Source organism: Paenibacillus sp. M2, assembly GCF_046713495.1.
In the GTDB taxonomy this organism is placed as follows: Bacteria; Bacillota; Bacilli; order Paenibacillales; family Paenibacillaceae; genus Paenibacillus; species Paenibacillus amylolyticus_B.
Map to the genome: position 1 here is coordinate 7,155,765 of NZ_CP169648.1, position 25,291 is coordinate 7,181,055.

The following is a 25,291-nucleotide window of genomic DNA, read 5'->3' on the forward strand; positions in this document are numbered from 1 at the left end:
TCTACGAGATGCTCAGCCACATCAATACGTAAACTTAAGGATTGTTTGCCAGGTAATTTCTCAGCCATTGCATAGCCGGACGTTCTGTACCGTTGCTATTGACCAAGTGGGAGCCAGCCTGCCAGGTTTGATTCTGGTTGTAACCCCACAGCGTCACACCTTTAACAGCAGAGTGTTTCCACAGCACAGGGAATTTCTGCTGATAACGTTGCAATTGTGTATTATCGTCACCTGTCATATCCAGCTCGGATACATAGATTGGCAACCCTGTTGCTGCAAGCTTGTTCAATACCGTGTTCATCGTGCTCACAGAAACGTTGTCCATATTGAAGTAATGCGCCTGGATTCCAATACCATCAACTAGACCTCTGTTTTTCAAAAGGTTGATAATCTGGATATATTGGTCCGCTTTAGCAGGATCACCGATAATACCATATTCATTAATTAACAGTTTGGAGTTAGGGAAGGCTTGTCTCGCCTGTTGGAATGACCAGATAACCCAATCCCAACCCGTTGCCCCATCTCCACCAATGGCATTGCGATAGGATGGTTTCGCATGCAGAGGTTCATTCACCACATCAACGAAGGCAGACTTCGAATACCGCTGTCCTGCAGCTTTAATCCATTGTGTCACTTCAGCCTTCTGATCTGCGGCTGAGAGACTGTTAATCCAATTTGGCTGTTGATTTCCCCATACGAGCGTATGGAATTTGAACGGAAATCCGTTGTTGTTAGCATAGTTGTAGGCCATATCCGCCTGGCCCCAATTCATTACGTTGCGTGTGCCTTCAATAGCATCCCACTTGGTTGAGTTCTCCGGAGTTACCTGATTCCAATATGGGCTAAAATTCGAAGGAACCTGGTTGGCAATAATATTGCCCAGAAATTTGCTACCTTTCGCCAAACCAGCACTCACACTACCAACCGCAACAGAAGCAGCGAGAATCCCTACCAATGCCAGTGAGCCGACTGTTTTAAACCACTTAGACTTAATCAATGATTTTCCTCCTTAGTATTCATTTTTTGTAAAGCGCTTACAAAAACCATTTTACTGGATAATTTTGGTTTTTAACACCTGTCAAATTATAGTATTTTATTGTAAAAAAATAGAATTTAGTGGTTTTTCTGAGGCTAATTATCGATTCAATCTCTTAAATCCAACATAACTCTTACATTGGAGTTTACATTCACCAGATGTTTATCTAGTATGAAATGATACATATCTTTACACACACTAGATAACAAGGGAGATTACAACATGCGCAAAATTTCAACGAAACGCTTCGCCGGATGGCCTTTATCTTTCCTCTTATGTGCCTCCATTTTGTTCGCCCCTTTTGCTTCCACTCCGGTTCAGGCTGCTGAGGCAGACAAGGAGACCAAGATCACGTTGCTGGGTACATCGGATATACATGGTCGATTCATGCCGTGGGACTATGCTTTGGATGGTCCAAACCCAACCGGAAGCATGACACAGCTCTACACCATTGTAAAAAAAGTGCGTGCGGAGAATCCCAATACGATCCTACTGGATGCAGGAGACATGATTCAGGATAACTCGGCTGAGTTGTTCAATGATCAACCCCAATCTCCCATGATGGTTGCAATGAACGAAATGAAATATGACGCATGGGTTATGGGTAACCATGAGTTTAACTTCGGACTGGACGTACTGGAGAAGATCTCTTCCCAATTCAATGGACAGCCTCTCGTGGGTAACATTTTCAAAGAAAACGGCGACCGCTACATGCCTGCCTATACGATTATTGAGAAAGACGGCATCAAAGTCGGTGTTATTGGAATGAACACACCTATGATTACCGAGTTTGAGAAAGGTACGGATCACCTGGACGGCATCATCGTCAAAGATCCTGTGGAAGAGACCAAGAAGGCCATTGCTGAGCTAAAAGGCAAAGTCGATGTCATGGTTGGACTCATGCATATGGGATTGGACAACGAGAACGGTAATCCGGGAACCGGAGTGACGGATATCGCCAATGCCAACCCGGAGCTGGCTGCCATTTTTGCCGGACACATGCATACTTTGATTGAATCCCAAACGGTTAACGGCGTATTGATCTCCGAACCGAATAAATATGGCTCGCATATCTCTCGAATTGACCTTACATTTGAAAAAGATGGCGACAAAGTTGTGCTGAAAAGCAAGGAAGCTCAAGCTCTCGCTGTGAAAGCAGCAGACGGAACATATGAAGTCTCCGATCCTGCGCTGGAAGAGACTTTGGACCCATTCCACGAGTTCGCTCGTGCCGATGCCAACATTGAAGTGGCTGAACTGAAAGGAACGAACCTGGTCCCTGCTGATGAGATTAAGGGTATCCCTGCGGTGCAGATCCAGGAAACACCTTTGTCTGATTTCTTCACAGAAGTGATGTTGCATTACAGTGATGCCGATGTGGTCGCGCACCAGATTGATAACGACAAGGCCAAGCTGGATGTAGGCCCGATCAAGAAAAAGGATATTGCGTTCAACTACCAATACACCTTTGGTGAAGTGACCGTATATGAAGTAACCGGACGCGATCTGATGGATTATATGGAGTGGTCTGCGGGATACTTCAACTCCACACGCCCTGGTGATGTGACCGTCAGCTTTGATCCGAAACGACGCGCTTCCAAATACAGCACCGATGATTTCTTCGGCGGCGTAACGTATGAGATTGACCTGACCAAGCCATACGGTAGTCGGATTAAAAATCTCAAGTACAGCGATGGGTCAGTGGTCAAAGAAGACGATACGCTGAAGCTCGGTATGAATGCCTACCGGATGGAAGCGCTGATTGCCAAAGGTGGCGCCATGGAAGGTCGCAAGTTCAAGCAGCTCTGGTCCTCCAAGGATGCCTCGGCATTTGGTGAGATTCAAGGCACAATTCGCAACCTGTCCATCGCCTATCTGAAAGATGTTATGAAAGGTGTCTACGAACCGAAGATTCAACATAACTGGAAAATCACCGGCGTAGACCTGACTGCACCGGAACGTGCAGATGTAGTGGAGTTAATTAACGACGGCATCATGTCTGTCCCAACAACGGAAGATGGCAAGTACACCAACATTGCCTCCATTAACATTTTGGATACGGTGACTCAGGAAGAGATTGATACGTTATCTGCCAAAGCAGATGTGAGTGCGGCACAATTCGCAGGCGTGAAAACCAAGGGAGCGTTCTATCAACGGCTGAACAAAGCTCGCAAAGCAGTAGGTAGTGGTGAGGGAGCAACTACTCCTACACCTGAGAAGCCGACAACGCCAACAGTACCTAAACCAACACCAACTCCAGGCACATCGAAACCTGGTAAACCATCAACACCAAGCACTGGTAAACCAGGAACTGTCACCAAAGGCCAACAAGCCAAGGTCACTGCAGCTTACCTGAACGTACGCGCTGGCGCTTCATCCAAGGCCAAAGTTGTTGCTGCAGTACCAAAGGGCACTGTGCTTGAGGTGATCAGTACAGACAAGTATGGCTGGGTAAAAGTGAAGCTGGATGGACGTGTAGCATTTGTATACGGGAAATATGTGAGTATTTTGAAATAGGTACAATCGTGACGTACCACGCTTAACGAAAAAGAAAAAGGGCGATCCCTCCCATGGATATCATGGAAGGGATCGCCCTTTTTTATGTTAAAGAACATTTATAATAATTGCTATAACTGCTCTATGGAAAAAAGTCATTTAGCGTTGTGGCAGGTTCTTGATTTTATCCATAAAAGCGTCCAGTTGTATACCATTCGTTTGTTCCGTAAAGTAACGTGATTCCTCCGATTCACCCTCATAGGTGGCAAGTACGTAGTCACCATCAACAATATAGTACGTGCCGTAGCGGGTGAACGAATATCCTCCCAGCTGTTCTCCAGTCGTCCCCTTTTTGACTACAGCGATAATCTTCATACCTGGTTTAAGTTCAGGCTCCACACCTGCAAATTCAGCGTTGTAAAATAAAAAAGTGTCCTCGGGTACATCATCTCCTGTTACCACTTCATGTACCCTCACCCCATAGGAGATGAATTCAGGTTGATAGGGTGTCGTTCCAGTAGCCCGATCCTTATCAGCCATCTTTCGCTCAGGCGTGCCCGGCTCAGTAGTCAACTCCACACGAAAACTCGGCAAAACATTCATAACCTCTGCCACAACGACCCCATCCCCATATGTCATGATCTCTCTGAAGCTCACTTCTCTCATGTTAATCGTCGCGGGAACGCCAGTGGATAGCGGATATTCCTTGCGGAGTTCATTCATTCGCTTTTGGGAGAGCACGTTCTCCGCACGATCATCTGAATTGACAAACAGAGTTGTACATCCCGTTAGACTAACCAGCAATGCAATACCTGTTAGCCAGCATATTAGTCGGATTCGTGCCATACATCCACCCCTCACCCGGTATGGTTGCTATATATACTTTAATACTCAACCTCTCTTTACATCCCAGTTCGCAAGCATGCCTCTCGCCATCTCCATGTCCGACTCCTTTCCTGTAATCAGTGCAAACTTGGCAACAATTGCAGGATAGGCTGCCCACTGCTCTCGAATATGCTCCATCATCCGGGGCCATGTTCTTCCCCCTGCCTTCTCATAACGTCTCAACAGTTCACGCAGTCCTTCCTCCTGAAAGAGTGCATAGTAAATGACGAAGTCCTTACCCGGATCTGCAATCTCAGCTTCCGTCCAATCAATAAGTCCAGTTACTCGCTGGGCATCATCGACAATTATATGTGGTGGATGCAGATCACCATGGATGAACGCCGAGTGCTGAGGCCAAAAGCTATTCATAGAAAGCCATACCGTCCAGCGTTCAACTAACTCCGTTGGCACCGTAAAGTTCTGCTTGATCTCCTCTATATTGGCTGCAAATTCATTGCGGGCCTCCATTGGAGTCTTGACCCTCACTCCGCCTTCCTTTGCCTTGTCGGGATCAATATTATGCAGGGCAACGAGAGTCGTAGCCAATGAATCCAGGAACGCATCAGATAAGTTTTCCTGAGGGAATCGCCATACATACCCTCCCCCTGCGGGATCCACAACTGCGATCGGATCACCCTCAAGTAAAGGATAAGCGATCAACTCTGGCGTGCAGATTTGCCAATCTGGTACCTGTGCAGGTATATTTTCTCGGACCACATTCAGCACCTTTCGCTCATTCTCGGCTCGCTCCCAGACGTCTTCGCGTCGCGGCTGGCGCAGAACCCATCTGCGGCCTTCTTCATCCGTGGCGAATGCTACACGAAAATCCATACCCGACTCGTTGATGTCCAAGGACTCTTCAACGATAAGAAGTCCATTCTGATTTGCTAAAGATAGTACTTCCTTTTGAATTGCCAAATGTTCATTCGAGTTCGATTTTGTCATATCAGGTACTCCCCTTTTCCTGGATAAACTAAAAAACACAGACATATTCGCCTGTGCAGTTCATTTTGGATATCGGCATACCTGAATGCTCACAAAAAATAGTAGTACATCAAAGAACCACTTCACAGAGTGATTCTTTCACGACTAGCGGCATACGTGTAACATGGCAAACCAATCCCGATGAGCTGCACACAGGCAGAAAACAGCAAGCATAAACAAACATCTCGCCATATTATCTCAATCGGGAAAAATTTAGCACACGTATCCCTCCGTTCAATAAGTTACCCATATGCTAACATATTCCAAATCCCAGTTCCAGACTGAATGGAATTTTTTTGGTTCTTTTTATTGATATACAGGAACTTGGGCGTCTCAGGTAACGTCCATAGTTTGTAGATGTAATTAAAAAGAATGAGAGGTGAGCACCCCAATGTCCACTGTACGAAAGTTATCCTTATTACCAGTCATCATGCTCTTGTTAACTCTTGGATGCACAGAGAAGTCCGTAGAACAAGTGAAAGAGAAGCCACATGTGCGAGGAATGATTACGGATTTTGAGGAAGAAAGAGGTCAGGTACTCATAGAGAATAAAGAAGATGGAGGTGTTGAATCAGGACCGATTTGGATTTCGCTCAGCAAGAACGCCGAACTCATCATCGAAGGACAGACTGTCACCGTCTCTTTGGATGAGACACTCGTTGGTCGAAGTGCAGAAGTATGGATTGGTGGAATAATCGCTCAATCTTACCCTCCCCAAACCCAGGCTGTAAAAATGGTCATTCATTAACACACAGCAATATTCACCGATACATTTCGTTTCACGTGGAACGTTATGATACACATTTCAGAAATTAAGAGTATTCGCCTACGAATAGCAAGGGGTGGTTGCTCCCTCAAATCAGAAATCATGAAAACAATTTACACACTTGAAGCATTTACTCCGTTAGCCTGCCTGCATATAGAGTATAATGAAGAGGTATACGATAAATGTACGGTGCAATAATTGTACAAAAACTAACGCAAAAGAGGTAAACGATGAGCGAGCAACAATTTAAAGATTATGGACTAGGTGAAGAGATCGTAAAAGCACTAGACAGTCTGGGCTACGAGACACCAACCGAGGTTCAAACGAAAGTTATTCCGGTAGCACTAGAGAACCAGGATCTTGTGGTCAAATCACAGACAGGTAGCGGTAAAACAGCCGCCTACGGTATTCCGCTCTGCGAGCTGGTGGATTGGAATGAAAATAAGCCACAGGCTTTGATTCTTACACCAACCCGGGAACTGGCTTTGCAGGTTAACGAAGATATTACAAATATCGGCCGCTTTAAGCGTATTAAAGCAACCGCACTATACGGACAGTCCCCTTTTCATATCCAAAAAGCCGAGTTAAAACAAAGAACACATGTCGCTGTAGGTACGCCAGGTCGGGTACTGGATCATATCGAACGCGGCACGCTGCCACTCGAACGGATTGCATACCTTGTTATTGACGAGGCCGATGAGATGTTAAATATGGGCTTCATCGAGACGGTACAAGCGATTATTCAGAAGTTGCCGCAGGAGCGAGTAACGATGTTGTTCTCCGCTACGTTCCCTGAAGATGTAGCCAAGCTGTCACGCAAATACATGAACAAGCCGGTGGAGATCGAGATCAAAGCAAGTGGACTGACAACAGCCACGATTGAACATGCTGTGATTAACGTACCAGAGGTGAACAAAACCGCGCTGCTTCAGGACTTGTTCATTGTGGAAAATCCGGATAGCTGCATTGTGTTCTGCCGTACGCAGGAGAATGTGGATAAACTGTTCCGTGTCATGGCTGACCTTGACTACCCAGCAGATCGTATCCATGGTGGTATGGAGCAAGATGAGCGGATTGAAGTGATGAACGCATTCAGACGGGGACAATTCCGTTATCTGATCGCGACGGATGTAGCCGCACGTGGTATTGATATCACCAATATTACTCATGTCATCAACTACGATATTCCTTTGGAAAAAGAGGGATATGTTCACCGCACCGGCCGTACGGGTCGCGCAGGCAAAACAGGTAAAGCCATTACGTTGATTACACCGAAAGATGGCAGACGTCTTGCGGAGATTGAATCCTATATCGGTTTCGAAATCCCTATTGTGAAAGCTCCTTCCGAGGAAGCTGTAGATCGCCGCAGAGAAGATTTTGAGAAGCGATTGAAGATCGTGCCTGAACGTAAAAAGGACAAGCGTGAACAGTTGAACCAACAGATCATGAAGTTGAACTTCAACGGAGGCAAGAAGAAGAAACTTCGTGCCGTTGACTTTGTAGGTACTATCGCCAAGCTTGAAGGGGTTACTGCTGACGACATCGGGATCATTACGATTCTGGATAATGTAACGGATGTAGAGATCCTGAACGGCAAAGGCCCTCTTGTACTGGAGCTCATGCAGAATACAACGATCAAAAAGATGCAGCTCAAGGTTCGCAAAGGCCATAAATAGTTTGGTAAACACGGTCAAATAAATAGAAATTTAAACAGGGATAGTGGACTCTTTTCTAAGTCTACTATCCCTGTTTTCATTACCTCTTCTTTTTCCGCACTGTACCCCCTTCCACCGTATACCGAAATAACGCATCCTCCGTGCCCCCTGTATCATCCGTAACTTGAAACGTCGCTGCGTCCCCCGACTTATATACACTTCCCGTCACAAAGCTGAACACCACACGGTCATCTTTGCCCCAATATTCATTCAGCATGACAAATGTACTGCCGTTCACACCCTTTACTGTGCGTTTGCCATTGGCATTATACAGACCATTCTGGTCCATTGCCCAACTCTGGGGATCGGCATCGAATAGATGTGTAAAGCTGGCTCGATCGATATGTTTATTCGGTTTACCCCACAGATACACCCGATCAGCATCCACTGCCCAGCTCCCGGAAGGTGTTATTAACTCAAACGTTGCTGCGTCTGCCCCCTTAATGATCTGAAGCACATCGTCAGGATGACCGAAAGGCTGACTCGTCCGAGCAACCTCGGCACGATATACATGTTGCAGATCCTTGGAAAATCCAAGATGCTCCGTCCCGACAAACGCTACAAATTGCAGAGCATCTGCCTCGTCGACACGGTAACCGTTGTAGTACACATGTTTGCCATCACATCCGAACGGTCCACCTAGTGACTGGAACGTATCCGGGTCTGCTCCTTTTACAATACGCCACTGAAAATAAACACGTTCACGGTCCCGTGCAAACTGCTCGTCCAACGGTTCAAAGGTAGGTCTGTCCGCTCTACGAACAAGGTTAAATACAGCTTTGGCTTCTCGATGCGGGTTTCCGCCCCATTCGGTTCTATAAAAAATAGACGACGACGTCTCAACCCAATTGCCTGTGATCTGCGTAGCGCCTTCTGCACTGTGGGCATAATGATCACTCCACCAGCCAGGTACGTCGGGATGATGTTCTTGCAGCCATGCTCTCACCTCATCCTTTTCCCCATTCGCATAACGAAGAGAGCTGGACAGATGGAACAAGTGGTCCTTGTCGGTGCAATAGTCGTGATGAGCAATCACAGGGTTCATATCGATATCCTCAAATAGATGAAAATGCGTGCTGCTCTTTACATATAAATAACGTTGGTCCTGAGCAAAGTAGGGCGTGTCCGGCAACAGCCGAAAGCTGTTCGGATTGGAGTCAAGCACAGCCTGATCTTCCAGATAGACGTACTGGGAGTCGCAGCAGTAATCTTCATCGATCACACAAAAAGCTTCCGTATCCCGACTGAACAAACTAGCCTTGTTCTTGCGGGCATTGAACCACCATATTCCCTGATGATCACGCAGATAGGCGAAGGTCAACCATCCCTTTCTATACGTAGAGATGACTTCAAAATCCTGAGCGGTAATACCTCCTTTAATGGGAGTGCTCGCTCCATCTTCTTCATTTTGCAATATCACCTGAAGGTCTTCATCTACAATAAACTTGTCCATGACGGTTCACCCCCCAACCCTGTTGTGAAATCACTCTCTCCTTATTTTAGCGCGTGTACCTGGTTCTCTCCACATCATCGCACATGATATTTAAGGACAATTTTCTCGCTCTCACCGCTCAAGCTCGATGTAATGCCGGTTTGTTCAGCAATGGATGGATTGTTCACTTGAAAAAGAGTCTAGCCGAACTAAAATATAAATGAAAGCGCTATAATTAATCTGATATCTTTCGGGAGGTGTATGTAATGGGTAACAGGAAAGCGGTTTGGTTTCTGGTCTTTGCACTCACGTTCACCCTGTTTGGACTTCATCCTGAACAAACAAGCGCAGCTAGTGTCACGATAACCAATGGCACCGATTGGCTCGACACCGCAGGCAACCCCATCCATGCGAACAGTGGCAACATTCTGCATGTAGGCTCGACGTATTATCTGTACGGTGAACATGCAGTGGGCGGCAGGTTCGACAGTGTGAACGTCTACACCTCCACCGATCTGAAGAACTGGACTTTCAGCAACGCTATTCTGACAAAAGATTCCGCAACCGAACTGGCCTCCAGCAAGATTGAGCGCCCCAAAGTCATCTATAACGCCTACACCAACCAGTATGTGCTCTGGGCACACTATGAGAATGGAACGGACTACAACCTTGGGCGTGTAGCGGTCGCAACAAGTAATACCCCGAATGGAAAATTCACCTATGAGGGCAGCTTCCGACCGCTGAATTATGAATCCCGTGACATGACCGTCTTTGTTGATACCGATGGCACGGGTTATCTGGTTACGGCTTCACGCAAGAATGGCGGCGCCAATGATACAATGGCTGTTTTCAAAATGAATGCAAGTTACACCGGAATACAATCCTTCGAGGGTTGGCTGTTCGAGAATGCTTATCGTGAAGCGCCTGCTGTTGTGAAAAAAGGAAACCGTTACTACCTCTTCACCTCCCAAGCCGCTGGCTGGTATCCGAATCAGGGTGCTTATGCTACAGCAACTTCCATGACGGGTACATGGACTGCGCTTACGCCATATGGCAATCCATCTGCCTTTGGTTCGCAGATTCATGATATTGCCACGATTACAGGCAGCAACACCACATCCTACATCTACATGGGGGACCACTGGAATCCGATGAACCTGGGAGAGCACAAACATATTTGGCTGCCGCTAACCTTGAATGATTCGAACGGAACCGCATCACTGGAGTGGTATACAACGTGGAATATCGATGCAGCAACAGGTGCGGTAACACCGCCTGCTCTCGTCAATCATGCCCAAGGCAAAACAACTACCGCCAGCTCTACAGCCTCCAGCTCGTCCGCATCCAATGTCAATGATGGCAACTACCAGACTTCATGGGTAGCTTCCTCCAATAGCTGGCCTGCCTGGTGGCAAGTAGACTTCGGTTCACCGAAGACGATCACCGAGATCGACACGTCCTGGTTTATGTATAAAGGTTCCGAAGGATACTACAAATACAAAATTGAAATTAGCAACGATGGAGTCAATTACTCCACCTTGGATCGCACCAACAATCTGACCTATGGCTTTACAACGGATGCTGTGCATTTCACAGCTCGTTATGTACGGATCAATATGGTAAACGCCGTCTTGTGGAATAATCCGGGGAACTGGTACACCCCAACCCTGCACGAGGTCAAAATGTTGGGCCCTGCAACACCGGAAGCCACAGGTTACAGCCGGTTCAGTTCACACAACGTTCCGGATCGATACATCCGTCATGCCAACTACACTGCTCGCGTGGATGCCAACGTCTCACCTGTTCTGGATTCACAGTTCCGCGTCGTGCCGGGTCTTGCCAGCTCCATGGGAATATCACTGGAGTCCATCAACTTCCCGGGCTACTTCCTGAAGCGCAACACCAGCAATAAAATTGTACTTGAAGCTTATGCCGACACCTCCGCATATAAGGGAGATGCTACGTTCCTAAGCAGTCCTGGTTGGGCTGACAGCACCAAAGTATCCCTTCAATCGTACAGTCAGCCCGGATATTACATCCGGCATTATGATTACGTGTTACAGCTCGATGCCATCAACGCATCCAGCAACTCGACAGTGAAGAGTGATGCCACGTTTGGGCGAACCAATTTCTAAGCAAAATAATTGGAGATGAGGATTAGCCAGGTTTGGTGGGTTGTGCGAAACAATGCGGGTGCATAACGTGCCGGAGACACAAACGCTGCATGAATTACAGTGAATTATGGAATATATTCAAAAAAAGCCTACTCCGATGGGAGTAGGCTCTTCTGTCAGTCTGATCTGTCAAGGTTATTACAAGTTCGGATCATACTTCATCATAGTCATTTTACCTTGTTTCTTATAATTCACATAAATGTGGTCAGTGCTGTCTATGAAAATATCTAGCTCAAGAGCGTCATCAGTGGAGAATCCGGCATGCCCTACGGGTCTCCAATCCAAGTTCTCGTATTTCATCACAGTCACCCTGTTGCCATCTGCAGCATCTCGATATGCAACGTAAGGCGTGCCTTGGCTGTCAAAGGCCATATCCATGCTTCCTCCTTTAGACGAACCAACCGAGAATCCGGGAGTGCTCACCTTCTCCCATGCTGTATTTTCTGACGGAATGGAGTGCGGATATTTCCACATTTCAACACCATTGGAGCTGCTATGATAGATCATATAAGGTACGCCAGATGGATCAAGCGCGGATGCAGCATCCATATTCGCCGATGCTGGATATGAAGATTGTTTCGGATCTAATAATTCCCAAAATTTATCCTGTCCAGATAAGCTATCTGATAAGCTATATCCTAATGCCGCATAACTACTGGATGAATAAGATGAATAAGATGAATAAGATGGAGCAAACAAATACATGCCATTGTTTGGTAACGGTGCGAGGAATGCTCTTAGACCTGCGAATGCCTCTAACCTCGCTTCTTGTTTCCATCCACTACCTTGATGATAACTCCATGACATGAGCCTTGACGGTTCTGCAGCGTTACCGACCAAAACACCTCTAAACATCAGAAAAGGATTATCATCCTTATCAAAGGTAATGAAGAAGCTGTCTTTAACTGTATCCACTTTTCTACTGTTCTTTCCGTCATTCCAATAAAAATCAGGGTAAGCAGTTAATGGTCTCCACCACTTATGTTCATCATTGTAATTCTTAAAGCTTACTTGTCCTGAGCTATTCTTATAACCAACATAAATCTTGTCCTTACTGTCTATTCCGAGCGATATAGCTGAGCTCCCCAATCCTCCCGCTTTTTCAAGATCGCTCTGATTGCCCACGGACTGCCACGTGCCTCCCTTATATTGCACCACAGATACTTCGTTATTGTCCTTTATATAAGCCATGTAAGGCGTCCCTTGACTGTCAAAGACGATATTGGACTTGCTATTCAATTCCAGCTCGTCACCCACTTGCAGCCAAGATGTCATCGTCCACTTCGCGAAAAGCGTGATGTCTGCCGTCACCGGCGTACCGAAGTCGTAGACGATCTCCAGATCACGATCGCTGTACCAACCTTCAAATCGATATCCTGCCCACTTCGGCGCAGCAGGTGCCACAGCTTGGTTGCCAGTAACCACCGTCTGACTACCTACTGCTGCCCCACCGTTACTGTCAAAGTCCACCGTGCGGCTGTTAAATGTCCACTTCGCGTACAGCGTGAGGTTACCCGTCACCGATGTCGTGAAGCTGTAGGCTTCATTCAGTCCGGCGTCGCTGTACCAACCGTTGAACGTGTAACCATCCCTTGTCGGTACGGCAGGCTCCGTAGCATTACCGCCGGTTTGCATATTCTGGTCAGCCACCAGTGATCCGCCGTTACTGTTGAAGGCGACCGTATATATAGCCGTCCACTTCGCGTACAATGTGAGGTTATTCATCACAGGTGTCGTGAAGCTGTAAGATTCATTCAGACCAGCATCACTATACCAGCCTTCAAATACATGCCCTGCACGTGTCGGTGCTTCAGGAATCGTTGCCGTTTCACCTTCACTCACAGACTGATTACTCACCGATGATCCATTGTTACTGCTGAAGCTCACTGTGTAGCTATTCTTCGTCCACTTCGCGTACAGCATTACATTCGCCGTTACACCTTCCGTGAAACCATAAGGTATCATCAATTCGCTATCGCTATACCAGCCATCGAACGTATACCCTTCCAGCATCGGAGCGCCAGGAGCAGTAGCCACGGCACCTTCATTCACACTCTGTTCTGTGACTACCGATCCGCCATTACTCTCGAAAGTTACGGTATAAGTATTCGGTACATAAACCGTCCACTTCGCGTACAACGTGAGGTCTCCCATTACCACCATAGCCGTGAAATCGTAGGCGTTCATTAGCTCGCTATCGCTGTACCAGCCGCTAAACACATAGCCGTCTTTCGTCGGAGGGGCAGGAGCCATAGCCTTGACGCCTTCATTCACTGTTTGGGCATCTACTACCGACCCTTCATTACTCTCGAAGCTTATCGTGTAAGGGATCAGCCACTTCGCATACAGTGTGAGATCCGCCGTCACCGCAGCAGCGAAGTCGTAAGCATTCGTCAACGTGTTATCACGATACCAGCCGCCGAATACATAACCATCTTTCGTCGGTTCAGTCGGCGTACTAATCGTAGCGCCAAACCCTACAGTCTGAGCCGGCACTTCTTCGGACCCACCGTTACTGTCGAAATTTACGGTGTAGTCGTTAATTGCCCACTGCGCGGTAAACTGGACATCCTCGGCAGGCATCGTGGTCGGAGGTGTTGGCGACCAACCCGTAAAGCTATATCCCTGCCATGTCGGAGTGCCCAGACGCAACAGCATCGTTGCTCCGAAAGGAACATTATCCGTTTTATTTGCTGCTCCAGAACCATTATAATCAACCGTCATTTGGTATACATCACGCTTATAATATACCTTCAGCGTCGTTTTACCGTTGCTCGTGATTAGATCCGTCAGTACCGAAATGCTGTCGTCCCGCACGAAGCCATCATAGGATCTCGGCTTGACGTCCGCCAAACTCGCCTCGGTACCCGTAACTCCACGATACGATTCCGTATCTGCAACCGTATATGTGTCACTTCCGATATTTTGCAGCAAGTACACGACCTGATAAGGCGTACCCTCTCTCCCCGTCCACTTCGCTGTATACGTAGTATCCTCAATCGGCATCGTACTTGGAACTTCTGGCGACCAACCGGCAAACGTATATCCCTGCCTTGTCGGTACAGGTATACGAGTAGCGATGTTCTTGCCAACGGCTTCTGTTAGCGAGATTTGGGGCGCACCGGCATAACCCCCAGCGAAAGTCATCTTTCGATTTTCCGGATAGTAATTAACTCTTACGACTGTCGAGCCGTCGCCCTTGATTAATACGCCGCTTACCGTTCCGGTCGCATAGCCTTGCTCCTTAAACCTGTCGGAGCTGATTCGAATCTCCGTGTCCGTTGTTCCAGTCCTCTTTTCCGTATCCACAGGCGGAGCCTGTATCCTGCTGTTCGGGTCTAGCACATAATACTCAACGGTATACGGCGTATTCTTATTCGCAATCCAGTGCGCGTACAGTTTCCGATCCTCCGCAGCCATTCTGCTCGGAATCGTGATCTTCGTGCCGCCGGAAGCGGCCGTATACCAGCCGTCAAAGGTGTATCCTGGATATACCGGGGTGACCACGCTGATTGGCGCGTTATACGGAGCCGCCACTACCTCGGTCACTCCGCCGTTCTGCGGATCTAGCTGAAGGATGTAGTCACCCACTCTGGCAAGCCAGCTTAAATGAATCGTACGCTTGAGTGGATCGGACGTGAACGACCCCGGCGACCCCTTCCAGGTGATAACCAGATTGCCCTCACTCACCTGAATCTTCTCGTCCACCACTTCAATCATACCGTTCACTGCGTCATACTTGAAGTTCGGATTGTCCACCTGAATATCGAAATTCGAGCGATCATAAGCCCGTGTATCCGTAGCGCCTGTCTTCAAATCAAAGGTATTCATTGTGACCCACAACTCCGGTACAGCGATGGATGACGCAGAACCCGCCATGTTCACTTTGAGCGACTTATCCTGTGGATAAGCGAAGTCGTAGACGTTCTGTTCTTCTCCAATCGTATACAGTGGCCACTCTTCATCGACCAGCTCCACGCCGCCTGAGAGCGCTCCATCTCCTAATTGAGCGCCGAGTTCCACCTCCAAATAGATGCCAATCTCAACGAAGAGGGCGCCTAGAGACTTCGTACTCTCCACCCCGCTAATATTTTTCAATTGATAATAGAAGTAGCCCCACAGATTCACATACACACCGGGTTCTACAGCAAGCCCGATACTATTCAACTTGACGCTTCCAATCCCCGCTTTGACCTCCATATGAATACCAGCTCGTAAACCGATCGTCCCCATCACATAGAAGGTAAATTGGTAATCTCCGTCTCCCGGCAAGCTGACCGTATTGCTCGAACCACTGAAACTCAATACGCGCAAGCTAACCGAGTAACGCTTGGCCATCTTATAGTAGAAATCTGCCCCCACCGTCAGGTTCACCTGGGCGCTGACCACAAACTCCGCTTCAAATTTGACTTCCACAATACCTAAAGCCACGCGTACGCTCTTTTCAAAGAGCTCCTTCTTGATTAACGGAACCCATTCCGTGTCTTGCTCCAACATCTCTTGATACTTTTCCTTCAACGATTCGGCATCTACGGCAGTATCCTGCACGCCCGCCATTACCGCTTTAATCTGTGTCGCAATGTCCTGAACCTTTCCCAACCTGCCAGCGTTCTTCTCGCCCACCCAGTCATTCAGTGCATCATTTAACTTATCGTGTTCAACGAGAGCTATCTCTGCCGTGATGTTCATCCCGGTATAGCTATAAGCATCCAGATTCGCCGTAATTACATAATCATCAATGCTGTACCAGTAAGGAATTCCCCACTTTTTCAGCCAATGCCCTTGCATATCCCCATTAATACCGAGATCCAGGCTCATCTCCTGAACGAATGTACCCGTCATATGGATAACAAGGTCGCTGTCTTCATTGATATTAACAACAATATCGGCACCCACTTGTAATGTAGCGCTTACGCCTGAGGTTCGGCCGTCAATATTCTTCAGCCTCGTGCCGAGTGAAGCAACAACGGTCAGATTCTCCACACTTACCCGGCTCCCTTTACCGGACGCAAGGGAGGACTGAGCCTTGATCTCCTGAATTTCCTTCGTCTCCATGGCGATGTCAGACAGATAATCCGCGGCTTCATTGACGAATCCGCTGTCCCTCGCTTGCTGCTCAATTTGCTCTTCGAGCTGTGCAATCTGTTCTTCCGACAACAGATCGTCGCCGTCAATGGCTTGCTTCTGATAGATGTTGAAGACATTCTCAATATCTTCAATCGTGGCATCAGTATATTCGATGATGTCCATCTCTGCTATAGGCGTAATCGAAGTGATACGTCCATAACTGACAATTCGAGAACCTTCTTCAGCAAAGATGCCCTCATAAAAACCGATAAAGTCACCCACATCCACCGTGGTTAACTCATCCAAGCCGAAAGGCTCATATAGGCTGTCGCTGTAATTCATTTTGGTATGCTCAACTGTGATGGATTTGTTATTCGGATTTCCATCTGTGTCTGCTTCCACACTCACCGGCAGAACATCCGGCTTGAGCAACACTTGCTTGGTATCTGCATGGTCATAGGTATAGGTGTTTCCGTCTACCTCTGTGATCTGGACATAGGCAACATCGCCATCGTCTTCACCCGTTGTTGCTAATGTACGCAGATCAGGGCGAACCCCTTGATAGATGGCGACTGTATTGCCCACTTGAATCACGGTGCTGCCGGAATATACGAACGTTCCGCTGCTTGCATTCGCTTCGGCAAGCGCATCTTCGCTACCGCCCACCGTCGTGGTAACTACCGGAATCGATGTTGAACCCACAGCTGCACCATCCAGCATCATATTCGTTACATCCGTAAACCGAAGGTAGATCATGTTCGGGTTCAGCGGAATGTCCAGAACCTCTTGCTTAGCGACACTAAAAACATAAATACTCGTTGTCGCATCTTGGCCTTGGAAGGACAAACTGTCATCCGTCAACGTAAGTTGATACGTATTGCCTTCAACGAATTTTCCGTCTTCAGCTGCGGACGCTACCGTGAAAGCACCGTTCCCACCAGTGACGGTAACTCCAGCAAAGTCGGGATTCGCCGTGTCTGTGAACGTCATGCCCGCTTGAACCTCGGATACTGTCAGGTTTCCTGATGCATCGTGTACCGCGATCGTGAAGTCTGGTGCCACATCCAGCACCGAATAGCTTGGTGTGCTCTGTACGGCATTATCTATGCTATCCGTATACTTCGCATACAACTTCGTATCCGCAGTCAAGGTAGTGCCACTTGCGAAGATGAGTGAAAGGTCACTATCCACAAACCACCCTTGGAAAATGTAACCTTCCTTTGTTGGGGCAGGCAGAGTACTTAGCGCTTGGCCTTTCTGCACTTTCTGCGCGTCAACTGGCGTACCTCCGTTGCTCTCGAAGGTGAGTGTGTATGTAGCCTCACCGGTGTTACCGCCTCCGCTGCCTCCAGACGTTCCACCACCATTATTACCGCCAGTTGTCGGCGTTGGCGTCGGTGTCACCGTTGGTGTTGGTGTTGGAGTAGGTGTAACCGGCGTTTGATTCTGATTTTTCCACGCCTCTACAACCGCGTTGTTGCGCATGAAGAGAACCGCTGCTTCCGCGCGAGTCGCTTGCGCACGCGGATTGAAGTTGCCCTTGGCGTCCCCGGTGAACACACCGGCTTGCCACAGCTTGATGACCGCTTCAGCCGCCCAAGGTGATACATCCCCGAGATCGCCCGGCTCTGTCGTGACCAGATTCTCGGTCTGATAAGGGATCTGTTCGCTTTCGAAATACCGCAACGTCATCGTCGCCATTTGCTCCCGAGATACGGTAGCATCCGGCGAATATTTCCGATCCCCCGTGCCATCGGTAATTCCCTTCTTAACCGCCCATTCGACATATGGCGCATACCAGCTGCCCGCCTGTACATCAGCAAAGCTCGATGTGGAGTACGCCCCCGCATCGACTCCGGCCATCCGTCCAAGTGCCGTTACATACATGGCACGTGTCATTGTCCCCTTAGGAGAGAAGCTACTCGCGTTCGTTCCGCTGAATATGCCCTTTTCCTGCACATGGACGACTGCATCATAGAACCAGTCGGTGGGACTCACATCCTGGAATCCAGTGGATGTGGTTACTTTTGTCTTCTGCATCGGCAGTTCAGCCGCTACTGCCGATTGCGCTGGTAATAGGGGCACGGCAGAAACTATTAAGCTGATCACCAGCATCCACATCAGGATCTGCCGGCTCACCTTCCATCCCTGTATTACTTTCTTCACTTGTATTCATCCCTTCTATGTATAGATCAAACTAAAAAAACTATCCAAAATTGGTTTCTAACCAAGCTAATCACCAAAGCCAGACTAATAGCGGAAACCACTGACCCAGATCGGGATCATTGGTCTCCTGCGAGTCAGTTCGCTCGGCACGTGGAGATCAAGCGAGGAAAAACCTTACATACAGAGATCCGACTGCTTTAAGGTACGATAATGCTAACTTTACAGATTGAATTCGTTCACCGACCTTTCTGATCAGTCGCAGTCGAATTGTGACACCGACACAGCAAATTATGTCGTTTTTTCTTCCGTATTTTATCATGCGAGATAGGGGCGCTTGTGAATTATAAAGAAAACTTTAAGTAAGCAACTACTCGCAAGCGAGAACATCAATGACATCAAAAAATAGTGGCGTAGGGAAGGTAACTCCCACACCACTATTTTTCATGAATTCTTTAGCTAATCTGCAATCCATTCCAGATGATTCTCTTCTCAACGATTCATCTACCAGAATCGACTATAACGAACTGCTCTTCCCCCAACGCAGTCTTGGAGGAAGCGAAAAAACACTAATATGCCTCTTGGGTTTCAATGAGATAAAAGGCTCCTGCTGATTCTTCGCCACATTGTGGGCGATATGCCTGAAGCGCAGTCCGCTTTCGAACTCGGGATTAAGCGCAATCGGAATGCCCTTATGTACGGAACGTATAATTTGTACATCGGCATGGATCACGCCAATCACACCAATATTGAGAATATCGATAATATCCTGCATCTTTACCGTTGCCGAACGGGCTTCCTGTCCGTCGGCCATATTAATGATGAGCTGTGGCGGAGCCGGAATCATATCTTCTAATAATCCGATTACGCGATCCGCGTCCTGAAGCGATGTACGATGAGGCGTAGTAACGACAATAGCCTCATCTGCTGCCAAAGCCGCATTCCAGAATCCATTTTCAATGCCTGCCGGCGAATCAATCAGCACATAATCATAGCCCTGGGCTATTTGCTGTACAACCTCGCCAAAAACTTGCGGATCATCGTGATGCACCGCGTCGTTACTACAGGAGATAAAGGACAAGGTACTGATTCGCTTATCTTTGACGATCACTTGATGTAAAGCACATTGACCCGTCAGAAAATCAGAAATATGATACCCTACCCTATTACTCAAACCAAGCGGAATATCCAGATTTCTCAATCCAAAATCAGCGTCGATCAGGCAAACGCTGCTCCCCGATAAGGCAAGGGCAGTCCCGAGATTAGCCGTGACCGTTGTCTTGCCAACTCCGCCTTTCCCTGATGTGATACATATAACTCGTGCCATCGGAGCCACTTCCTTCTCTTCAAGTACTAATGCGGGACAGCAAGACAACCATTTCTTCACGTATTATCGTTTGATCCGGCTTGAATGTAACGTCCTCGTAGCTAATAATCAGTTGCAATTTGATGAAATATGTCGTTATATCGACCACAGTGATTTTATCATGATGGATTAACCTACTTGAGAAACCTAAAGAAAACTTTAAATCCGTGCGTATTGGATCGTTTAATTCTTCGGAGAGATGGCACATCATTTTGACGAGGATGGAAAAGCGCAGACTGGTGTTGAGGGATTCAATATCTTGAGTCGGTTACGAAGCTAGTGGAAAGGACAAAAAATGGGCCAATAGCGTCAGGTACTGCTCCAACGCCATTTTCCCATTTATAATAGACTACCACCCTTACTGCTATATTCATGCTTGTGACGTACTATTAGAAACCAGCATATATCCGCTCCCCCGAACCGTAATGATTCGCTCAGGGTCGGCAGGGTCAGACTCAATTTTTTTGCGTAAATTACTGATATGTACAGCAACCGTTCTTGTATCCTCCAGACTTTCCATTCCCCAGATGATTTGAAACAACGTATCGACACTGACGACACGATTCACGTTTTGTGCCATATAGGACAGCAGACTGAATTCTTTTTTCGATAAGGAGATAGGTATACTCCCCATGTTGACGGACTGCGTGTAGAAATCCAGTGTCAAACCCGGTAACTCCAGCAGTTGTTCCCTTCTACCCGTCGACACTCTGCGAAGGTGAGCCTTGATCTTGGCCATGAGCACTCCCGGACTGAACGGTTTGGTCACATAATCGTCCCCGCCATAGGATAATGCGCTAATTTTTATTTCGTCTTCCTCTTGACTGCTCAGAAACACAATCGGCGCACTGGTGAGATTACGCGCATTCCTGCACCAGTCAATACCGTTTTCATTAGCCAGTAATATATCCAGTATAATTAAATCCGGCTCAAACGATGCAAGCAGCTCCATCGCTTCTGACCCGCTATGACTGCAGGTGGAGACAAATCCCTCCCTATCACAATACACCTGCACAATCTCGCATATATGAGGATCATCATCAACGATCATGATTTTGTGCGTGTCCATCTCATCACCCCTTTCCTTCAATCACCGTACAAGGAAACGTTATATAGAATGTCGCCCCCATCTTGCCGTCGCTCTCCGCTCGAACCATGCCTCCGTGCGCTTGTACGATTTCCCTGCAAATTGCCAGTCCCAGTCCACTGCCCTCTATGCCCATTCCCGGCCGATCGTATCTGTAATTACGTTCGAAGATTTGCTCAAGCTGATCCGGAGGAATCCCCATACCAGAATCCTCTATGCTAATAACTGCATGAGGAGCATGATTCACCATTTCCACAACTAGTGCAATACGCACCAGCCCCCCGCTGGAGGTGAACTTCATGGCGTTAGATACTAGATTAAATAAGGCCTGCTCTATTCTTTTCGCATCCATCTCGACAACTGGCAAAATAGATCGTCTATCCTCGGTATCTCCGATGTCCAGTATGAAGTCTAAACCTGCATCGCGCACTACCAACTCATATTGTTCAAAAAAACCATGCAAGAAGGGAATGATCTGAACCGGCTCCATTCGGTACGAGACCTGTCCGGTCTCCAAATGAGACAAGAAGGACAACTCCTCGATCATACGGTTAATCCTTATCGTGTTCTCCCGGATGTACTTCAGATATTGTTCATTGCGTTCCGGCTTGACCCTGTCCTGTATAGCTTCTACATATCCGAGCATACTGGACAACGGCATACGCAGATCATGCGTAATATAAGCAAGTAACTTCTTCCTCCCTTGCTCGGAGTGAAGCAGTCGGTCATACGAGGATTGGAGATCATCATGCACTGTAGATAAGGCCTGTGTTCGCTCCTGAACGGTCTGTTCCAGATTCATATTCATTTCAATCAGCTTGTCATTAAGGTCCTGTAATTCACGTGTAATTCTCTCTTCGTTCGATGCCGTCCTCGTAGATCGCGAAGACAGCAGAATCAACTGCGCAATCGTAAATATCAATAACCCAAGCGGAGATGTATTTCCAATCGGCGACCATCCGTTAAAATATAAAAAATCGTTGACAACCGTGAATAAAGTAATCACCGACACCAACAGGAAGATTAAAGCTCCCTCCAATCGTCGCACAGCCGAGTAAACCAGCCCGATCATCAGATAAACCATATGTAGTACCACCATTACACCGATCATCAGCATAAATTTTGAATATATAAGTGCAGGAGTTACCACCACAAGGACACAGAATGCGCCGGTTGTGATCAAGCTAATAAGACGAAACCATCGTGATATGTAATTGGGAAAAATGCTATCAAAATACATGCTGATGATATAACCACTGACACAAAGAATCAGATATTCAATCTTGAACTGCAATTCCCAAGGAAACTGAGGCAACCATTGTGTAAAGATAAGCTCCCCGTTGAACAAGGATCGAATACCAAGCAGTACAGTAAACAGGCCAAAATATAACGGAGCCCTATCCTTACGTCGCAGCATGAACAACAGCAGATTATACAAGCCGATCACTAGCAAACTTGCCGTGATGAACATATCCCTGGCAAGATTCAGATTGGTCTTGGAAGTTAGTACGTCACTACCACCCAGCTCGATATCCTTGGTAATGCCGCCACGCTTATGATTGAAGTTGGCTACTTGCATAACCAGCTCTATCGTATCGTTTTTAGGCTGAAAATACACCAGTTTCGTCTCCAGATGCGGGGTCACGGAGCTCTTGTCCTGACCCACCTCACCAACTTCTTCTAGAAGATCGCCATTCACCCATAATTTGTACGCATGAAAAATGCTCGGCAACCGCAGAGTAAGCTGCTCGTTTCGATCGTTCTCACTTAGTTGTATGACCAGTCGAAAGGTTGCGTAGCCTGTACCACTCAGCCGCTGACCTTCTAACGGATAGCCAAGCCAGGAGCTTGGGATGCTGATCCAGTGGTCCTGATTTCCTTCCCTTGCCGAACGAACCCGTATGTCCTCAGGCGACAGTAGCTCTTGCCAGTAGAACGACCACTCCCCTGTTAACTTTTGCGGATTCGTACTGAGCTGAACCTGCCTTAAATCCAGAATACCTTTTTCACTTTGGAACTTAGGAGAGTCCGGCTCAGAGAGGACGACATAGCCTGCAACCAAGCCAACAATAACGGCAACAACGATATAAAACCACACCTTACGAGAACCGACTCGGAGAATTCCCCTCATGATGAATCCAACCCCAATCTCTAAAAGCGCAATAAGTAAGTTTATTTATCCAAATGATATCATCATTACAGGAGAATGTACCCTGCAAATTTCTAGGAAGAGACAAGAACAATCATCACGATGAAGCCCTTTTGACGACGCACGCTTAGCTGTACACACCCACAAAAAAGTACGCACTCTGAAGTGCGTACTGATATGAAAGAACTTATTCGTAATGGTTAATTCGAGCACAATCTGCATGTGCCAGATTCACAGACACTCCATCAACTACAGTGAATTATTAATGATTTCTGTGAAGGGCTTCATGTTGTACGTATCATCCTGAATGCGCCATTCTCCCTGATCCTGCAAAAAGGTGATATCGCCCGATAACGGAATGGACTTGAACTCTTTGCCATCCTTATCCGTAAATTTCAAATCGAGCGTGTATTCCACAAGAATCCAATCACTCTTGCTATCTTTGATCTTGGTTTGTATATTTTCAGGATGCAGCAGAGCCTTCTCTTTGTCTGCTACACGTAAAGGAATCTTGTTAAATCGCGCATCTATATTGGATTCGAAATTCCTTTCTGTCAAAAATGGTCTGATTACTTCTGCTCTAGCCAGCAGACCCTCCACAGTTAACGTATCTTCATAGTCCTTATAATCAACAGTCAGTTCGGTTGTTTTATAATCCAGCGACATTTCGAGGGCCTGCTGCTCATCTATGGCTGACGCCTTCTGATTGCTCACAATACTCGGCTGATTCGTCGCTGGTGGAATGGTCTCTTTAACGTTCTCGGCTGACTCAGATGGGATGCACCCCATTATCATGACAGATGAAAGAAACAACGTACTCATCATATAAGCTAACTTACGCGAGGTGATCAACTCCTTTCTCTCCTTATTACTCTTAATTATTCCTTCAATAGGATATAATGTCCAGTTACTGGGCACATCTGAACAGACATCCAGTGAATTACATCCATTGAGTGTCATCTTCATCATAGATTGTGTTATAGTCATCGGGAAGTGAACCAACTCTTGAAGGATAGCGCCTGCGGGTCCAATAACTGCGTGTTTCCTTCAAAAATGAAGGTGTGAAAGCTATGTCAACTTATCAAGTCATTCCCATGGTCTATAACTCCAAGGAACAGATTGATGCTATTTTTTTGCTCGAACAACAATGTAAACAACTGGATTCCGTCCATCTAAAGGCAGACCTTGACCATATCAGCAAAAAAGACGGAGACCATGCACTCCTCTGTTATCGACACGGTGATCTGGTAGGACTCCTCAGTTGGTATCCATCCGATGGCGTAACCGGGAATATTAATGCCATCGTACACCCAGATTATCGTCGCCAAGGTGTGTTCAGCAGCCTACTGAAAAGGGCCATCCTGGATATGAAACCACAGGGAATCAACCAACTCAGTTATCGCGTTCCTCAGGGCTTATCTCCGGGCCTTCTTACTGCCCAATCCCTCGGAGCCATTTATGATCGTGCGGAGTACTCGATGCAACTTGTGAATGAGGTCCTTTCGGTTGTGGAGCCGCCTGAACTAACGTTGTCCGTGGCAGAAACCGAGGATATGGAGTTTATGGTCACTTGCTCCTCCCAAGCCTTTGGAGATTCGGAGGACTGGACACGCGAGTACTTTATGCAAACAAATGAACCCAGCCGAGTCACCTATATTGCATGGCAGAATCAACTGCCTGTTGGGCTGGTACGGGTCAACTCCATTAATGCAACTACCGCATTTATTCATAACTTCTGTATCTTGCCTGCTTATCAGGGACAGAAACTGGGGCGCACTGCGCTTAGCACCCTGGTTGATCTCCTAAGGAAACAAAGTTACACAGATATTCGCCTATCCGTTGTTACCGAAAACAAACGCGCTTTGAATCTGTACCGCAGTGTTGGTTTTGAAGTGAATTCCGAGTATCACTATTTAAACGGTAGTTTATAAAAGGCAGTGGAAAGAGATCGTTTCCCTCAAAGGGAGACGG

Annotated in this window: 14 protein-coding genes; 5 read left to right on the plus strand and 9 right to left on the minus strand. The window is 47.2% G+C overall.

Annotation, left to right across the window (positions count from 1 at the left end):
- Positions 1–34: 34 nt before the first annotated feature.
- The gene (locus ACETMN_RS32550; protein WP_091012361.1) at positions 35–997 is read right to left on the minus strand and encodes an endo-1,4-beta-xylanase; all 963 of its coding nucleotides are present in this window, start codon (positions 995–997) and stop codon (positions 35–37) included.
- A gap of 426 nt (positions 998–1,423) precedes the next feature.
- Here ACETMN_RS32550 and ACETMN_RS32555 point away from each other — a divergent pair, with 426 nt between their 5' ends.
- A complete protein-coding gene (locus ACETMN_RS32555; RefSeq protein WP_411736453.1) occupies positions 1,424–3,553 on the plus strand; it encodes a 5'-nucleotidase C-terminal domain-containing protein in 2,130 nt (709 codons plus the stop codon).
- A 138-nt stretch (positions 3,554–3,691) separates the two neighbouring features.
- On the opposite strand, the gene ACETMN_RS32560 is transcribed toward ACETMN_RS32555, so the two are convergent.
- Together ACETMN_RS32560 and ACETMN_RS32565 are read right to left on the minus strand one after the other, a co-directional pair.
- The gene (locus ACETMN_RS32560; RefSeq protein WP_411735580.1) at positions 3,692–4,378 is read right to left on the minus strand and encodes a hypothetical protein; all 687 of its coding nucleotides are present in this window, start codon (positions 4,376–4,378) and stop codon (positions 3,692–3,694) included.
- A gap of 45 nt (positions 4,379–4,423) precedes the next feature.
- Complete coding sequence (locus ACETMN_RS32565; RefSeq protein WP_411735581.1) at positions 4,424–5,362, minus strand: macrolide 2'-phosphotransferase; 939 nt, start codon at positions 5,360–5,362, stop codon at positions 4,424–4,426.
- Positions 5,363–5,792: 430 nt separating this feature from the next.
- On the opposite strand from ACETMN_RS32565, the gene ACETMN_RS32570 reads away from it, so the two are divergent.
- Together ACETMN_RS32570 and ACETMN_RS32575 are read left to right on the plus strand one after the other, a co-directional pair.
- A complete protein-coding gene (locus ACETMN_RS32570; RefSeq protein WP_411735582.1) occupies positions 5,793–6,149 on the plus strand; it encodes a hypothetical protein in 357 nt (118 codons plus the stop codon).
- Between the two features lie 248 nt (positions 6,150–6,397).
- The gene (locus ACETMN_RS32575) at positions 6,398–7,843 is read left to right on the plus strand and encodes a DEAD/DEAH box helicase (protein WP_411735583.1); all 1,446 of its coding nucleotides are present in this window, start codon (positions 6,398–6,400) and stop codon (positions 7,841–7,843) included.
- 79 nt (positions 7,844–7,922) lie between these two features.
- Here the strand turns inward: ACETMN_RS32575 and ACETMN_RS32580 are convergent, their stop codons facing one another.
- Positions 7,923–9,335 (minus strand): DKNYY domain-containing protein, encoded by a 1,413-nt coding sequence (locus ACETMN_RS32580; protein ID WP_411735584.1) that lies wholly within the window; start codon positions 9,333–9,335, stop codon positions 7,923–7,925.
- Positions 9,336–9,580: 245 nt separating this feature from the next.
- On the opposite strand from ACETMN_RS32580, the gene ACETMN_RS32585 reads away from it, so the two are divergent.
- On the plus strand, positions 9,581–11,449 hold the full coding sequence (locus tag ACETMN_RS32585) for an AbfB domain-containing protein (protein WP_411735585.1): 1,869 nt from the start codon (positions 9,581–9,583) through the stop codon (positions 11,447–11,449).
- 177 nt (positions 11,450–11,626) lie between these two features.
- Here ACETMN_RS32585 and ACETMN_RS32590 read toward each other — a convergent pair whose 3' ends face one another.
- From ACETMN_RS32590 to ACETMN_RS32610, 5 genes are all read right to left on the minus strand, one after another.
- Entirely contained in the window at positions 11,627–18,721 is a 7,095-nt protein-coding gene (locus ACETMN_RS32590; protein WP_411735586.1) for an InlB B-repeat-containing protein, read from the minus strand.
- Positions 18,722–19,235: 514 nt separating this feature from the next.
- Entirely contained in the window at positions 19,236–20,045 is an 810-nt protein-coding gene (minD, locus tag ACETMN_RS32595) for a septum site-determining protein MinD (RefSeq protein ID WP_091012343.1), read from the minus strand.
- Between the two features lie 409 nt (positions 20,046–20,454).
- A complete protein-coding gene (locus ACETMN_RS32600; protein WP_091012342.1) occupies positions 20,455–21,153 on the minus strand; it encodes a response regulator transcription factor in 699 nt (232 codons plus the stop codon).
- A gap of 4 nt (positions 21,154–21,157) precedes the next feature.
- Positions 21,158–23,302: an ATP-binding protein gene (locus tag ACETMN_RS32605; RefSeq protein WP_411735587.1), complete on the minus strand. Its 2,145-nt coding sequence runs from the start codon at positions 23,300–23,302 to the stop codon at positions 21,158–21,160.
- Between the two features lie 267 nt (positions 23,303–23,569).
- Positions 23,570–24,145 (minus strand): hypothetical protein, encoded by a 576-nt coding sequence (locus ACETMN_RS32610; protein WP_143786450.1) that lies wholly within the window; start codon positions 24,143–24,145, stop codon positions 23,570–23,572.
- 245 nt (positions 24,146–24,390) lie between these two features.
- On the opposite strand from ACETMN_RS32610, the gene ACETMN_RS32615 reads away from it, so the two are divergent.
- Positions 24,391–25,251, plus strand: a complete 861-nt coding sequence (locus ACETMN_RS32615; RefSeq protein ID WP_091012336.1) for a GNAT family N-acetyltransferase — start codon at positions 24,391–24,393, stop codon at positions 25,249–25,251.
- Positions 25,252–25,291: the final 40 nt, after the last annotated feature.